Annotated in this window: 11 protein-coding genes and 1 tRNA gene; 2 read left to right on the top strand and 10 right to left on the bottom strand. The window is 56.9% G+C overall.

What is annotated here, in order from left to right:
- The first annotated feature begins 235 nt into the window (after window positions 1-235).
- Window positions 236-1,705 carry a catalase gene (locus tag GKO01_RS06620; RefSeq protein ID WP_099286321.1) on the top strand — a complete coding sequence of 490 codons (1,470 nt, stop codon included), beginning with the start codon at window positions 236-238 and terminating at the stop codon, window positions 1,703-1,705.
- 506 nt (window positions 1,706-2,211) lie between these two features.
- On the opposite strand, the gene GKO01_RS06610 is transcribed toward GKO01_RS06620, so the two are convergent.
- The 6 genes from GKO01_RS06610 to GKO01_RS06580 all read right to left on the bottom strand — a co-directional run bounded on the left by GKO01_RS06610 (window position 2,212) and on the right by GKO01_RS06580 (window position 8,710).
- Window positions 2,212-3,504, bottom strand: coding sequence for an NAD(P)/FAD-dependent oxidoreductase (locus tag GKO01_RS06610; protein ID WP_099286320.1), 1,293 nt, complete (start codon window positions 3,502-3,504; stop codon window positions 2,212-2,214).
- A 228-nt stretch (window positions 3,505-3,732) separates the two neighbouring features.
- The gene (locus GKO01_RS06605; RefSeq protein WP_099286319.1) at window positions 3,733-5,124 is read right to left on the bottom strand and encodes an NAD-dependent succinate-semialdehyde dehydrogenase; all 1,392 of its coding nucleotides are present in this window, start codon (window positions 5,122-5,124) and stop codon (window positions 3,733-3,735) included.
- 246 nt (window positions 5,125-5,370) lie between these two features.
- A complete protein-coding gene (locus tag GKO01_RS06600) occupies window positions 5,371-5,967 on the bottom strand; it encodes a TetR/AcrR family transcriptional regulator (protein ID WP_099286318.1) in 597 nt (198 codons plus the stop codon).
- A gap of 408 nt (window positions 5,968-6,375) precedes the next feature.
- Window positions 6,376-7,353 (bottom strand): LLM class flavin-dependent oxidoreductase, encoded by a 978-nt coding sequence (locus GKO01_RS06595; RefSeq protein ID WP_099286365.1) that lies wholly within the window; start codon window positions 7,351-7,353, stop codon window positions 6,376-6,378.
- A 621-nt stretch (window positions 7,354-7,974) separates the two neighbouring features.
- Window positions 7,975-8,050: transfer RNA gene (locus GKO01_RS06585), tRNA-Glu, on the bottom strand.
- A 240-nt stretch (window positions 8,051-8,290) separates the two neighbouring features.
- The gene (locus GKO01_RS06580) at window positions 8,291-8,710 is read right to left on the bottom strand and encodes a lytic transglycosylase domain-containing protein (RefSeq protein ID WP_099286317.1); all 420 of its coding nucleotides are present in this window, start codon (window positions 8,708-8,710) and stop codon (window positions 8,291-8,293) included.
- 137 nt (window positions 8,711-8,847) lie between these two features.
- On the opposite strand from GKO01_RS06580, the gene gspG reads away from it, so the two are divergent.
- Window positions 8,848-9,291 (top strand): type II secretion system major pseudopilin GspG, encoded by a 444-nt coding sequence (gspG, locus tag GKO01_RS06575; RefSeq protein WP_099286316.1) that lies wholly within the window; start codon window positions 8,848-8,850, stop codon window positions 9,289-9,291.
- Here the strand turns inward: gspG and GKO01_RS06570 are convergent.
- From GKO01_RS06570 to GKO01_RS06555, 4 genes are read right to left on the bottom strand one after another with little or no spacing between them, the layout of a single operon-like run.
- A complete protein-coding gene (locus GKO01_RS06570; protein ID WP_244901361.1) occupies window positions 9,268-10,125 on the bottom strand; it encodes a type II secretion system protein GspK in 858 nt (285 codons plus the stop codon). The genes gspG and GKO01_RS06570 overlap by 24 nt on opposite strands.
- Before the next feature lies 1 nt (window position 10,126).
- On the bottom strand, window positions 10,127-12,433 hold the full coding sequence (gspD, locus tag GKO01_RS06565; protein WP_167383440.1) for a type II secretion system secretin GspD: 2,307 nt from the start codon (window positions 12,431-12,433) through the stop codon (window positions 10,127-10,129).
- A gap of 35 nt (window positions 12,434-12,468) precedes the next feature.
- Entirely contained in the window at window positions 12,469-13,092 is a 624-nt protein-coding gene (gene gspM, locus GKO01_RS06560; protein WP_099286314.1) for a type II secretion system protein GspM, read from the bottom strand.
- Between the two features lie 5 nt (window positions 13,093-13,097).
- On the bottom strand, window positions 13,098-14,078 hold the full coding sequence (locus GKO01_RS06555) for a PilN domain-containing protein (protein ID WP_145994737.1): 981 nt from the start codon (window positions 14,076-14,078) through the stop codon (window positions 13,098-13,100).
- Window positions 14,079-14,282 lie beyond the last annotated feature (204 nt).

Genomic DNA, 14,282 nt, shown 5'->3' with positions numbered 1-14,282 from the left:
TGAAGCAGTCGCTGAATCCGGGCCGGCGGTCGGTCTCCAGTAATCTCTGAACCATGAGCCGATCGGGGCGTGTTCATTCACAGACGCTGGAACTTCCTCGCCTTGCTGCGCGTAAAGTTCAGAAGGGTGCTGAACGTCGTCTTAAGCGTGACGTTCGGAAACTTGTACCGATGCGTTTGGGAACAGAGTGTCAGCGCGGGCCGATATTCAGAATAACCGTTCGAAGGAAACTGTCATGACGATTGAGCAGACGAAAACATCTCATACGACGGAATCCGGCATTCCCGTCTCCAGCGACGAGCATTCTCTGACGGTTGGTACGGATGGTCCGATCGTGCTGCACGATCACTATCTGATCGAACAGATGGCGGCATTCAATCGCGAGATGATCCCGGATCGTCAGCCGCACGCCAAGGGAAGCGGCGCTTTTGGTCGGTTCGAAGTGACGCAAGATGTCAGCCGCTATACTTCGGCGAAATTTCTTCAGCCCGGTACGGTGACTGAAGTTGTAGCGCGCTTTTCGACGGTTGCCGGGGAAGCCGGAAGTCCGGACACATGGCGCGATCCGCGTGGTTTTGCTCTGAAATTTTATACCGAAGATGGCAACTTCGATATGGTCGGCAATAACACGCCGGTTTTCTTCGTGCGCGATCCGCTCAAGTTCCAGCACTTTATTCACTCGCAGAAACGCCGCGTCGATAATGGTTTGCGCGACAACGACATGCAGTGGGATTTCTGGACGCTGAGCCCCGAGACTGCGCATCAGGTAACATGGCTGATGGGAGACCGCGGCATTCCGGCAAGCTGGCGTCATATGGACGGGTTTTCCAGCCATACCTATCTGTGGGTGAATGCGGCGGGAGAGCGCTTCTGGGTCAAATATCACTTCAAAACCGATCAGGGCATCAAATGTCTGACGCAGGAGCAGGCAGGTCAGCTTGCGGGCGCGGACGCCGATTATCACCGGCGCGATCTTCATATGGCGATCAAACGTGGCGAGCATCCGAGCTGGACGCTCAAGATGCAGATCATGTCGTATGAAGATGCCAAGACCTATCACATCAACCCTTTCGATCTGACCAAGGTGTGGCCGCGGGGCGAATATCCGCTGATCGAGGTCGGCAAGCTGACATTAGACCGCAATCCGACGGATTTTCATTCCCAGATTGAGCAACTTGCGTTTGAACCGAACAACTTTGTACCGGGAACGGGGCTGTCACCCGACAAGATGCTGCTGGGGCGTTCATTTGCGTATGCGGATGCACATCGGGCACGGCTGGGCGTGAATTACAAGCAGATCCCGGTCAACGCACCGAAATGTCCCGTTCATGGCTACGTCAAGGGCGGTGCGATGCGGATGCGAGAGGCACGCGATCCGGTATATGTTCCGAACTCAAAGGGCGGCCCCGTTGCCGACTCACAGCGTTTCCCAGAAAATGCAGTCTGGGCGGCAGATGGTGATTTCGTGCGTGCGGCTTATACATTGCGTCCGGATGATAATGATTTCAGTCAGGCCAATGTTCTGATTAACCGCGTCATGGATGACGCGGCGCGCGACCGACTGGTCAATAATATTGTCGGCCATGTATTGCAGGGTGTCGAAGAACCGGTTCTATCGCGGGTGTTCGAATACTGGTCGAAAATCGATGCGGTCATCGGATCACGGGTGAAGGAGGCGGTGCTCCTCAAACGAGCGGTAGATTAAGATCGATTGGAATCGTTTATCCCCGCGTCACACATTCGGCTTGAAAAAAAGGGGAGGGAGGGGCGCCGAACGAGATCAGCAAACCGTAGAAATTCTATCAGAGGGAATATTGCGGCTGCGCTTATTCACTGCGAGATACCCAAAGCTCGATCGCCGGGCTCAGAAACGTCTGGCGATCGAACTTGGTAAACTCTACTATGGAAACGATGATGAGGTCTGATCACACACAAAATGAGGACGTTGGTTTGCTTGGAGATGTTCCAACCCTGAATGCGACACATGAGGGTCAGCAGCGCGAACTCCCTATGAGGTGTGATGATCCGGAAGACAGCGCTCCGGATGAGGAAAAACAGTTCGAATGTCCGTGTTGCGTTAATCCCTGGTTTCGCTAACTGATAATTGCTCACATCCACAGATATTCTGCACAAAAAACCAATGAATGTCTTTTCGTTTGACAGATTTCGGTCTGTCGGAAACTCATAACTTCAAACAGACCGGGTACCTCATCAGTCCAGCCGAATGGAGGGACGGACAAAACCTTCCACCCAGTCGGAGAAAAACGAGATCAAACCGCGATAGTATCCAAACAATTCGATTTGGTGCTGTCGATACAACATAATATGCCCCAGCCTTGCCGACAGGCCGTGAGAAAAGCCACCACCCCAGACAGTTCCCCCTGGTAAGGCCGCCCAGCCGTTGTATTTACCCAACGCCACGATCGCCCCTTTGTTGTGGAAGATGCATCCTGGCACGTCCCGCCCATGCTCGATCCAGGCCGGCAGATGTCGCCCCAAATGATTGGCCTGCTGGCGCGCAACCTGTGCTGTCGCTGGTAATGGGTCGTCTTCGATGAACGAGCAGTCTCCCATGGCAAAGATATTCGGATCATCTTTCGACGAAAGATTGTCATGAACCAGAATCTGCCCGGACCGGTTTAGTGGCAGGCCGCCATAAGTCTGTGTGACCTGCGGGGCTTTCACGCCAGCAGCCCAGACACGAAGTTTGGCCGGAACATGTGTGCCATCCTTGAGAATGAAACCGTCCGCATCCACGCCGGCAACACGGGCACCGGTTCGGACCGTAACGCCAATCCGCTCCAGTTCATTTTTGGCCGCTTCGGAAACTGATTCAGGGAAGGCGGGTAAAATACGCGCCCCGGACTGCAGGAGCGTGACATGCAGCTTGGGGGGTGTACGGCCGAAAGCATGCAGGCTGTAAGGATCTACAATATCAAGTGCTTTGTGCAGTTCCGCCGCAAGCTGTGTCCCTGTTGCCCCTCCACCAACGATCGCGATATCCAGTTCCGAGGTGTTGGCGAATGCTTTGAGTAACTCCATGCGGAATTTTTCATTGAAATGGTTGGCATCGACCAGATTGTCGATCGGCAGACAATGTTCCTTTACGCCTGGTGTACCGAAATCATTGGCGCAGCTACCAATCGCCAGCACCATGGCATCATAGCGCAGGGTACGGCTATCCAGTACGAGCGTGCCATCAGACGCATAAAATGGGCTGAGAACAACTTCCTTTTTGCACCGGTCAACCGAGACAACCTCTCCGGGCCAGAATTCAAAATGACATCGGCTGGCCTGCGCGATAAAGCTAACGCGATCGTTTTCGTTTAGAACCGTTCCTGATGCAAAACAGTGCAGTATCGGTTTCCAAACATGGGAAAAACTTTTGTCGATAAGGGTAATCCGGGCTTTGCCACGCTTACCGAGGGACTTTCCCAACTGGGTTGCCAGAGAAAGTCCGGCCACACCTCCGCCGACAATCAGAATTTCAGGACGAGACGTCATTGGTTTACAAGCCTCTGTTTGCACGGCTCCTGTCAGGAAAACCACATTTGTCTGAATCAAACAGGGTTTTCTGACACACTGAAAGCTCCGGATGACGAAGTGTTATCCGCTGGCTTCAAGATTCATGCATTTTTCTTGAGAAAGGTCCGTCAGCCAACTCCCGGCGTCATGCGTGATCAGACGCCGGGGTCAGAAGGCAATGGGAATAATTCCATTACCCTTTTTTCATTACAGCGGAGCGTCAATATCAACGATGTTGATCAGCTTGTGATTGACGAACTCCTTAATGCCCAGACCAATCAGTTCACGACCGAAGCCGGAATTCTTGATCCCCCCGAATGGCAGGTCTGCCTTGGGAATGAGCGGATGATTGACGAACACCATGCCCGTGCGGATGCGAGATGCCACATGAGCGCCACGGGTTTCATCCTTCGTGAAAACGGCACCGCCCAGCCCATAGGGGGAGTCATTTGCGATGCGCACCGCATCATCTTCATTCTTGGCACGATAAAGCTGCGTTACCGGCCCGAAAAATTCCCAGTGCCGGGCGGCGTTGTTGCTGTCCAGTCCCGTCATCAGGAGCGGCTGGAAGAAAGAACCCTTTTCGGGCACGGGCGCCCCAATGACCTCAACCTTCGCACCATGTTCCTTGGCCTCTTTAACCTGGCGTTCCAGATCTTCCTTCGCGCCCTGAGAGCAGACAGGTGCCAGGGTTGTTGCCGGATCCATCGGGTCGCCAGCCTTCAGTTCGGCAACACCCTTCTTATATAATTCCAGGAAACGATCATAAATGGCATCAGCCACAATAAGACGCTTGGCCGAAACGCAGACCTGACCGGCATTCCAGTGGCGTCCAATCACCGCAAATTTTGCTGCCTTTTCAACGTCGGCATCTTCCAGAACGATGAAAGCATCTGCCCCACCCAGTTCCATCATGGATTTCTTGAGTGCCTTGCCTGCCGTGGCGGCGATGATGGTACCGGCCCCTTCGGAGCCCGTCAGCGCAACGCCGACGACACGAGGATCACTCAGGATCATTTCGGTATGATGACGGGCTGTGTAAAGATTACGGAAAAGCCCAGCCGGAAGACCAGCTTCCTTCATCAGTTCTTCGCAGATGGCAGCGCATTGCGGCAGGTTCGACGCATGCTTCAGAATGACCGCATTACCAGCAGACAGCTGCGGCGCAATGATGCGGACAACCTGATAAAATGGGAAATTCCACGGCTCGATCGCAAGAACAATTCCCAACGGCTCATGCACCAGAACAGCCTTGCCTTCGGCAAGATCGGCAACTGGCAGAGATTCCGGTTTCAACAGCTCTTCGGCATATTTGGCGTAATATTCGAAGATCTCGGCGGAAAGGATGACCTCTTTCTTCGATTCCGAGAAAAGTTTGCCCATTTCCAGTGTTCCAAGACGGGCATATTTATCGACGTCACGACGCAGAATGTCAGCCGCAGCCTTCATGATTCGTGCGCGTTCGGTAAATGACGTCTCACGCCATTTTTCGTAAGCAACATTGGCCTGGGTCAGAGCCGCCTGAACCTCCGCATCTGTTGCATTCGGGAAAGTTGCCAGCACTTCGCCGGTAAAAGGATTGGTACTTGCGTAAGCCATTCTTACCTCGTGTTGCATATGTGGAAAAGTGACGCTGAGCAGAGCAGGCCGCCGTCATACAGATGACCATCAAGTTCCAATCGATCCGGATACGAAACATAGGGCTCTCTGCTGAACGGGCAGAGCACGGCATCAAGAAAACTCCCTTCTCAGGCGGTCTTTCCTACAAAATTAGACCGGTCGACTATTATTAGACCGGTCGTCTACAGAATCGAGCCAACAGGAGGCAGGGCCTCGCTGCTGTCTTCAGGTATGATCGAGAAAGCTCTTCGTCGCTACCCATGCATTATCAAATGGATGTGAGTCCTTCGTGATTTTGACCATCAGGGTTGCGCCAAGCCATTGCTGATAAAGTGCTTGTGCAAGGATATAGGAATTCATGGCTGACTGGATGGACCCATCTTCCTGCCCTGCACGAATGATCGCCGTAATGCGTTCGACAGCCTGTTCCGTTCCTTTTTTGAGGATATGCCGCATGCGCTCGGAAAGGTCGGAAACCTCAGCTCCCAGCTTAACGATCAGACATTTGTCGCCTGTTTTTCCATCGACGTGTGTTTCCCACCAGAACTGGCAGTAGGCGAGAATTTTTTCCCGGCCATTTTTCCGGGAAGCACCGAACATGACGTCCATCTTGGCCAGATAATCCGAGATATAAAGATGGAGAAGTTCTTCGCCAAACGCCTCTTTGGACTCAAAATAATGATAAAAAGAGCCTTTTGGAATCCCGGCGACTTCAATGATCTGAGAAATACCAACCGCAGAAAAACCCTGACTTCCGATCAGGGGGCGGGCCGCATCCACAATGGTACGTCTGGCAAGCATCTGTTTGGTTGAAACGGTCATCTGTTATTCATGCGTCTGGTCGTCGGACGGGTCAATATCTTCTGCGGCTTTTGAGGAGACAGAATAATTGCAGTTGAAATTCATAGCTCTTTTTCGAGGGAGGTAGCCTCGTTTTTTTTGTGCGGAGCGTAAACTATGGTCACGCTGTAAGAAAATATACCAGTTGATATAATATTTCTATGCAACCTAACGGTTGCTGCTCAATGTTACAAAAGAAATGCCGTCCAGCTGTGTGGACCAAAGGTCTATACTTCCAGCAGTAAGACCGAACTGGTTCGGTTCAGCCCGTTATTGTGCCTTACCTGCGCTAGGATCAACCCACGAGATCATGTGCGTCATGGCGTTTGACCTCACCCGACCTATAATAGACAATCCCTACGGTGCCGCCGCGTGTGCTCAGCCATGGGATTATTTTTCCATCAAATGACGCGCGATCCCACTGAGGGTCCTTAGCCTTTCCTCCTGAGAATATAACGGCGTACCGATCAGGAGCTCATCAGGTCTGTACCGCTCTACGAAAGCGGAGATGTTTTTTGTGACGTCTTCTGCGGTTCCTACGAAGGTATAACGTAGTGTGCTGTCAAGGAGACGCTGTTCCTGACTATTCCAGCACACTGACCGAGGTGCAGGAAAAGTCGACGGACGTCCCTGACGTAAAGCAACGAAATGCTGTTGTAGAGATGTTGCCGCCTGCTGCGCTTCGGTCTGCGTCTCCCCGATCACTGCGTTGATGCTCAACATGGCATAAGGTGACTGCAACCGCTCTGAAGGCTCAAACCGCTCACGGTAAAGCGCCAGAGCCTCTTCCATCAGATCAGGAGCGAAATGGCTGGCAAATGCGAATGGCAGCCCCATGATGGCGGCCAGATGAGCGGAGAACAAGGACGATCCCAGCAGCCAGACCGGTATAGTCAGTCCCGCGCCCGGAACGGCAAAGACCGCCTGACCCTGTTCTGGCTTTTCAAAATAACGCAGCAGTTCGAACACGTCCTGTGGGAAGCGGTCAGCAGAGGCCGGATCACGACGCAGCGCGCGCATTGTGGCCTGATCGGAACCGGGTGCCCGTCCCAGCCCGAGATCAATCCGGCCCGGATAAAGGCTTTCCAGCGTGCCGAAAGCTTCGGCAACCGCCAGCGGTGCATGGTTTGGTAGCATGATCCCGCCTGCGCCTACGCGGATGGTTTTCGTAGCGCCTGCGACATAGCCGATCACAACCGCTGTCGCAGCGGAGGCAATACCTGCCATCGAGTGATGTTCGGCCAGCCAGAAACGCTTGAAGCCCAGACTTTCCGCATGCTGCGCCAGATCCGCACTCCGATGAAGCGCCTCGGTCGCCGAACTGCCTTCGGTAATGAACGCGAGATCGAGAATTGAAAGTGGAATCATGTGCAACATCCTGTCACCAGTTTGCCCATACAGGTGGGGTGAACTGTGGGATGTGCCAAGCAGGAAGGGCCAACCTTCCAAAACTCGGGGAATGGCTTGCTTGATGGACCACCTCACAAACCAGACGTCGTCCGGATGACTTTCAGACGTTACTGCGGCAAGCAGGAGGTCATATTCGCTGGCTTATGTCGTATTGAGGGAGGTAGGGTCCGTTGGACCTTCTGGAGCGTCTTCCACCAGTCGTCGGTTGTGCTTGCGATCAGCGCCCGTCGGCCGCTCAATCAAGGTTTGGAGCACGAGACCGTCCAAGGCTCGGACGTCGATATGACGCCCTTCGCGGACTTTGATTGAGGTTTCCTCGAGCCACGCGCGGGCGAGGCGGGCGGTGTCAAACGTTCTGATGATCCGCTGGCCGTTGACCAGCTTGCGGGTCCTATATTGCTTGCCCCCAGCAACTCACGCCATCAGGCAGGGGCGTCCGGTTGCAGGATCTTTGGCATTTTCGGCCGACTTGATACGGGCCATGAGACGGAATCGTCATTGGTCCAGAATCGCTACTTAATTTTTGTAATGGAGAGCCTGGTTTGGCGGTAAGTGCTTGATAGCATTACCAAATAGATTTGGTGTCCCATAGGGGATTCGAACCCCTGTTGCCGCCGTGAGAGGGCAGTGTCCTAGGCCTCTAGACGAATGGGACGAGGCGAGGGGGTAACTAATCCGTTTCTCGGATTCTGACAAGTGTTATTTTAGGTTTTTGTGCCTCCATCGCGCAAGGTAGGTCGAGAGTATGCGGAATGAACTGGCGATCGGATCGCTCTCACCTCAGGCAAGATGCTTGTTTTGTGGCGCCAAAAAAGCACGGCGGTTTCGTTCCATTTCGCAACACTCAGATGAAAACGCAGAGAATTGCCACAGTCTTTCACGTTTCCAGGGAATATTATTCCGGGGACGGATTTTTGTTGGAGAATAGTCGTATCGCCTGTTGGAGAACCCTCTTCTGATACGCGGAATTCAGCTCGGGTGTGTGGGAATGATAGTCTCCCACGGCCTGAAGAAGGTTTCCATGCGTCTCGTTGAGGTAACTTCGCAGAATAAGAGCCGAGGCGGCGATATTGAAGCATCCGTCCGAGACAAGACGCGCAGCCGTTTGTGTAGCGGGCATGCGGGTGATCTGGGAAAGGAGGCCGATCCACTGCGTGTTGATCTGCATCAGCCCCAGATCGTCGGAGCCGTTCGTATTGTGATGCACGAGGCCAATGGCGCCGCGTTCGACTTCCCAGATGGCGGGTAGGACCCGTGGAGGGAGATCATACCGGATGGCGGCCGCGAGCATGCAGGCCAGAAGGGGAGCGGGCATGGCAGACCTGTCGGGATGCTTTGTCCCGAATGAAGAAATTATGAAGACAGCATTGTGAGCCTCGTCATGCGCTGGGCAGAGAAGGTTCAAGGCTTTAGTACCGTTTGACGAACGGTTAAAAAAGGTACGTCATCAAAATGTCATGTCCCAGACAGGTCTCCCGTGCCGAGCATCGCGATGATGCCGGTTTTACCCTTCTGGAAATTCTCGTGGTTCTGGCCATTCTGGGCCTGCTGGTCGGGCTTGTGGCGCCGGCTGCCCTGCGCCAGCTGGGGGGCGCCCGCCAGTCCGTCGTCAAGCAGTCGATCGCGCGGATCGGTACGGTTCTGGACATGTATAAGCTCGATACGGGCGATTACCCTTCCACGGAGGAAGGTCTGGACGCGCTGGTCCATCGTCCGTCATCGGTGGAGAACTGGAACGGCCCTTACCTGAAGGGTGGCGCTGTTCCGTCCGATCCCTGGAACCATGCCTATGTCTACCACGCCCCTTCGGAGCGGGAGGGGCATGACTATGACCTCTGTTCCCACGGACCGAACGGCCGGGGCGAGGCCGGGTCAGGAATGATCTGTAATCCTTGAGGAACTGCTCTCTGGCGTCAGGGTTTCCAGACGGACCAGACGCCAGGGAATGGGGCGTTCATCAGGAAGCATGATGACCTCAGCATGACGCCACATCCTGAAAGCGCCGTGAAAGACGATGGCGTCCACGGAAACAAGGACGCCACCATTTCCTTCGCTGTTCGGATCCGTCTGATCCGCGCCACTTGAAATTCCGGATTTCAGCAGAGCCTGCCGGACGGACGGATCGCCGGTGTGGAGATCGGGCAGTTCCTGCTGGGCAAAGGACAGATGCGGCACCAGCCCCTCAAGCAGCAAGGGCGTCATGCCGGGAACGGCCGAAAGATCATCCAGATCATGAAACGGCAGGCCCTGTGACACACAGGCCGAGGCCCTGTCCGCTACATGAAATCCCTCACTGCGCCACGCTAGAAGCGTGGCTGCCAGAGAGGCGGCCTGATCGGACGGAAAACCCTGCGTCATCAGGAGCGCAGCCATCAGCGGCTGACTGGCAATATTGGGATTGATCCTGTCACGTCGGATCTGACTGCGCGTTCTGATCTGAAACTCCGTGGCATCGGGACTGGAAGACCATTGGCCCGTCGGGCGCGTGCGTCCCGTGGCGACGGCGTAGAGTTCCGTCGTGATGGCGGCGTCTGCCGTTGTCTGGAGCCGTGCTTTCCAGAGCGCCGTGCTTTCGAGGTTCAGGGACGCCCGGCCCAGCATCAGGGCCTGCGTGCCGATCAGGGCCAGAAAAGCGAGCGTCCAGAGCACCAGCAACAGCGCAAACCCTGCCTCCCGTCCGCGCAGCGGGCCGCGTGGAGGCAAGGGGAGCGATGGAGTGCCGGCCGGCATGTCAGTCGTGCAGTCCGACCGCTTTGAGAATGCGGTGCTGCGGATCTGCCGAGCCGGTCGGGGACATTCCGTTCATTTCGCTGGGCAGGAGTGCTGCGTGAAGAAGCTGTTCGCGCAGATCCTCCGTCAGGGCGTAGGCTTCGCTCTGGCTGTGGATGATATGGGGCGTGATGAGGATCAGGAGTTCCGTGCGGTTTCGCGTGTTGGTCTGGTTTGCCCCCAGCATCCCAAGGAGCGGAATGTCTTTCAGCCAGGGCATTCCGCTGTTGTTGCGGTTGGACGTGTCCGAGATCAGCCCGGCCAATCCGACCGTTTGCCCGTCCGCGATGACAACGCGCGACGTGACCTGACGCTGGGAGAAGGTCGGACTGTTGATGGACCCGCTGCCGGTTGTCGTTGTGCTGGAAGCCACGGAACTGACCTGCTGGGAAATGTCGAGCGTGACCGTCCCGCCGTTGCTGACATGGGGGGTGACTTGGAGGATCACGCCCGTGGGCTGATAGTTGATCGAATTCGTAATGGTGGAATTCGACGTCAGAACCCCCGTGGTTGAGCCAGTCAGATATGGCACCATGTCGCCCACCATGAGGGAAGCGGGCTGGTTGTCCACGACCATCAGTTCAGGCGAGGACAGGACACGCACTTTCGTGACGGCCTGAAGCGCGTTGATGACGAAGGGCGCTCCTCCCTGTCCTGATCCACCCAGAACGAAGCCGGGGAACGAGCTGGAGAGCTGCGACGACACTAAATTGGCGCTTCCGAGAGACTGGGACGCATTGCTGAGAATGCCGTTTATTCCGCCCGATTTGAAAAAGAACTGCGTGCCGTAATTGAGCGAGTCATTCAGCGTCACTTCGGCGACTGTGGCATCCACCCGGACCTGAAGGGGCATGATGTCCACCTTGCGGAGCATGGAGGCCACGGTCTCCATCTCATTGGCCGTGCCATAGACCAGAACGGCATTGTTCTGGGTGTCGGGAATGATGCGGATTTCCGACGTTTCGGAATTGTTGCCCGAACTGCCCAGACCCAGCCCTCCGAGCAGGGGATTATTTGAAATTCCGTCCTGCGCGGTCTGCGTCTGGCCGGACTGGCCGTCCGAAGAGGAGCCGTTCTGACCGGAGCCCGAGAGCTGGTTGCCCTGCTGGGACGTTCCGCTACTGGAAGAGCCGAAGCCCATCCCGCTGCCGAAGCTTCCCGAACTCCCCGAACCGGACGAGGAACTCTGGAAGCCTGAAGAGGAGGTCTGGGCTTTTGCCGTGGGGACGGCCGTGACATGGCCGGGGGTGAAGGCCTGTTGCAGAACATACGCCACGTCGTTCGCCCGGCTATTCTGGATGTAGAACACATTCCATTTCCGCACGGTTCTGCGACGCTGCGCCTCGATGACGGAAAAGGCGCGACGGGCCTGATCCAGAAGGGCGGGGGTTGCGGCAATGACCATCACCGCTTCGATATGCGGCATGGGCACGACCTGCATCCGGCCAGCGAGCGCCTGTTCTTTTTTGCTTCCCAAAGCAGCCTGAAGAGCCTGCGAGACTTCGCTGGCATTGCCACTGGTTGCGGGGAACAGGGCATAGGACTGCCCGGCCAGCACATCGGAATCAAACGTCCGGACCAGTTCTTCCAGAGAGGCCCGCGTGGCGGGATCGCCCGAAATCACGACAGCATTGCCTGCCGGGGCCGCAACGATGTGGTCCCCGCCTTTGAGGATGGGTTGAAGCGCCTTCACCAGACTTTCAGCCGAAGTGTAGCGCAGCGGAACGATCGTGTTGCCTGCCGTTCCGCCGCCGGTTCCCGCCGTGCCCGCAAGGGTGGTCACGCGGTAAATGCCGTTCTCCTCGACCAGCGCCGCGCCCGCGCCGGCGAGTGCGGTCCGGAAAACGGGCAGAAGCTGATCCTGACGCAGCGGATGCGGCGTGCGCAGGGTGATGGTGCCGTGGACGTTTGAATCGACAAGATAGTTGGCCTGAAGCAGTCGCCCGAGAATTTCGTCCGTGACTGACTGGATATCGGCATCTACGAAATTGAGGGTCAGGGTTCCATTTCCGGAAGCGCCGCCAGCCTGATGGGTGCCAGAGGCCCGGCCATAGCTCAGCATGCCGCCCCGAGCGGATTCCATGCTCCCGACCGGACCGTCAACGCGGGGCGTGGCCGTCTGGCCGTACAGATGTTTCGAGACCGGCAGGGGTGTCAGGTGTGGTGGCGTGGACGAACAGCCCGCCAGCAGCGCCAGCGGTGGAAGTGCTGCCATGAGGAGGAAACGGCGGGACATCCCGGAGATGGCAGGGAACAGGGAAGCAGGCACGTTGTCTCTCAGTCTGTTCTGTCGGCGGAAAGGGATCATGGTCGGGGAGCGGTGGACGCCGCGGTGGAACGGGGGTCGCGCAATGCGAGGATGGTGAAGGACGCATCCAGGGCGCGCCCTTCAGCCATTTCGTCAATCGCCTGCGGGTTGCCGGACACGTCGATCCGGAGATCATCGACCAGCAGGCGCGGAGCAGTACTGTGGTTCAGAGCGTCCAGAAGACGGACCAGCACGGCATAGGAGGTGGTGAGGGAAACCCTCACGCCGAGCCTCTCGAACGCTCCGGCCCGGGAAACGGGGAGTGGTTCCATGCTCGTCGGCAGGGCCTGACCTTCAAGGGCGGTGTCGTGTACGATCTGCTGGAGGCGAGCAAGGGCCGTTTCCTGCGAGGTTTCACTGATCAGGAGCGTGCTGCCGCGGGCCTGAAGCGATGCCGTCCGGGCCCGTTTTTCAAGATCGGGCAGGGTGTCCACGAGGATCTGCGTATGGGCGAGGATGTCCTGCTGTTCGGCCAGATCGGCTTGTCCCTCGGCATACTGGTTCAGCAGGAGGGAGGCGGCAGAGGCGACCAGCACAAGCAGAACGACCGTCATGCCAAGGGCGAGAACGCGTCCTTTTCGTCCGTCGGGAAGGCCGGAAATGGTGGGTGAAGCGGACATCAGGATCAGCCCGGAGCGTCAGCATGAAGGGTGAAGAGATCCTGCCGACGGTCTTCGGAGCGTGTGATCGGCCCCGAGAAAGCCGCGTTCGAAAACGCGGCGCGATGCTCCAGAATACCGATCAGTTGCGTGGCCTGTGCGGACTGTCCTTCCAGGGAGACATGACGCTCGTGGAGATGCAGTTCCGTCAGGAACGTCTCTTCCGGCAGGGCCTGCGTGAGTGTCTGCAACACGAGCAGGGACGATCCCAGCCGGTGTTCTTCCCGGTGGATGGCGGCCGGCCCCTGTGTGAAACCGGCAATGTCCCGCCGCAGTGCCTCGGCCTGCTGTTTTTCTGCGGACAGCGCGGAGAGGGCGTGATCGAGCCGCAGTCGCGAGAGCTCCTGACGGATGAAGGGGGCCGCGATCAGGGCAAGACCCAGCAGGACGAGCAGGGAAGGCCGGATCTTTGTGGTCTTTGAGGGCGTGCCGAGTGGCAGGGCGCCCTCCATCCCTTCGCAGCGCAGATGTGTCGGGATAACGGCATGTTCTGCCAGTTCCTGCATCGCCGCTTCAAAGGCACGGCGTGGTGCCACGAGAAGGCGGAAGCTCACCTGACCGTTGCGCAGGGGAAAGGCTTTCCCTGTTGGCGTGACGGTCCAGACGACGTCTTCGGGGCGGAACGGGGTCAGCCTGTCCAGATCATAGCCGATGGTCTGCACCGCATGGGGGGAGGCTGCGCGAGGCAATGTGAGCTCACGCGCAAGCATGGCACCGGCAGGCAGGACAAGGCAGACCGGCGCGGGACGGGCTGAAAGAAGGCTCTTCTTGCGGGAGGCCGGGAGCGGAAGGCGAGACAGGCTGCCGGGTTCGAGGCTCCCGTCACGCCGGACCGGGAGGCGCACATCCTGCTTCTGGTCCCGCCTCAGGGCGGCAGGCAGGAGCTCCGCCATACGGCGCACCCACCAGCGGAAAACAGCCTCAGGCCCCGGTATCGACAGGAGCATGCTTTAAGACAGAACATGGGAAAAGCGGGGAGGGGCCACCTGATGAAACGGTCCACATGAAAGGCAATGAAAAGCTTCGCGAGGCAATATCATTCCACCCCTGCACGATGACAGGGCTGGAATATTATAAATTCATGACAGTTCGAAAACCTCTCTGCCCCTGCATCAGGGCATCGGGTAAGTCATCGCAGGATCATGTCAGGA

The sequence above is a fragment of the Gluconobacter kondonii genome (assembly GCF_002723995.1).
In the GTDB taxonomy this organism is placed as follows: domain Bacteria; phylum Pseudomonadota; class Alphaproteobacteria; order Acetobacterales; family Acetobacteraceae; genus Gluconobacter; species Gluconobacter kondonii.
The sequence above is the reverse complement of the archived record's forward strand: the minus strand, read 5'-3'. Positions and strand labels throughout refer to the sequence as shown.

Bases quoted from the DNA above. Each gene is read 5' to 3' on its own strand.
- GKO01_RS06595 (WP_099286365.1), bottom strand. From the start codon at position 7,353: ATGATTCCACTTTCAATTCTCGATCTCGCGTTCATTACCGAAGGCAGT.
- GKO01_RS06605 (WP_099286319.1), bottom strand. From the start codon at position 5,124: ATGGCTTACGCAAGTACCAATCCTTTTACCGGCGAAGTGCTGGCAACT.
- gspG (WP_099286316.1), top strand. From the start codon at position 8,848: ATGTCATGTCCCAGACAGGTCTCCCGTGCCGAGCATCGCGATGATGCC.
- GKO01_RS06570 (WP_244901361.1), bottom strand. From the start codon at position 10,125: ATGCCGGCCGGCACTCCATCGCTCCCCTTGCCTCCACGCGGCCCGCTG.
- gspM (WP_099286314.1), bottom strand. From the start codon at position 13,092: ATGTCCGCTTCACCCACCATTTCCGGCCTTCCCGACGGACGAAAAGGA.
- GKO01_RS06610 (WP_099286320.1), bottom strand. From the start codon at position 3,504: ATGACGTCTCGTCCTGAAATTCTGATTGTCGGCGGAGGTGTGGCCGGA.
- GKO01_RS06600 (WP_099286318.1), bottom strand. From the start codon at position 5,967: ATGACCGTTTCAACCAAACAGATGCTTGCCAGACGTACCATTGTGGAT.
- GKO01_RS06580 (WP_099286317.1), bottom strand. From the start codon at position 8,710: ATGCCCGCTCCCCTTCTGGCCTGCATGCTCGCGGCCGCCATCCGGTAT.
- GKO01_RS06555 (WP_145994737.1), bottom strand. From the start codon at position 14,078: ATGCTCCTGTCGATACCGGGGCCTGAGGCTGTTTTCCGCTGGTGGGTG.
- GKO01_RS06620 (WP_099286321.1), top strand. From the start codon at position 236: ATGACGATTGAGCAGACGAAAACATCTCATACGACGGAATCCGGCATT.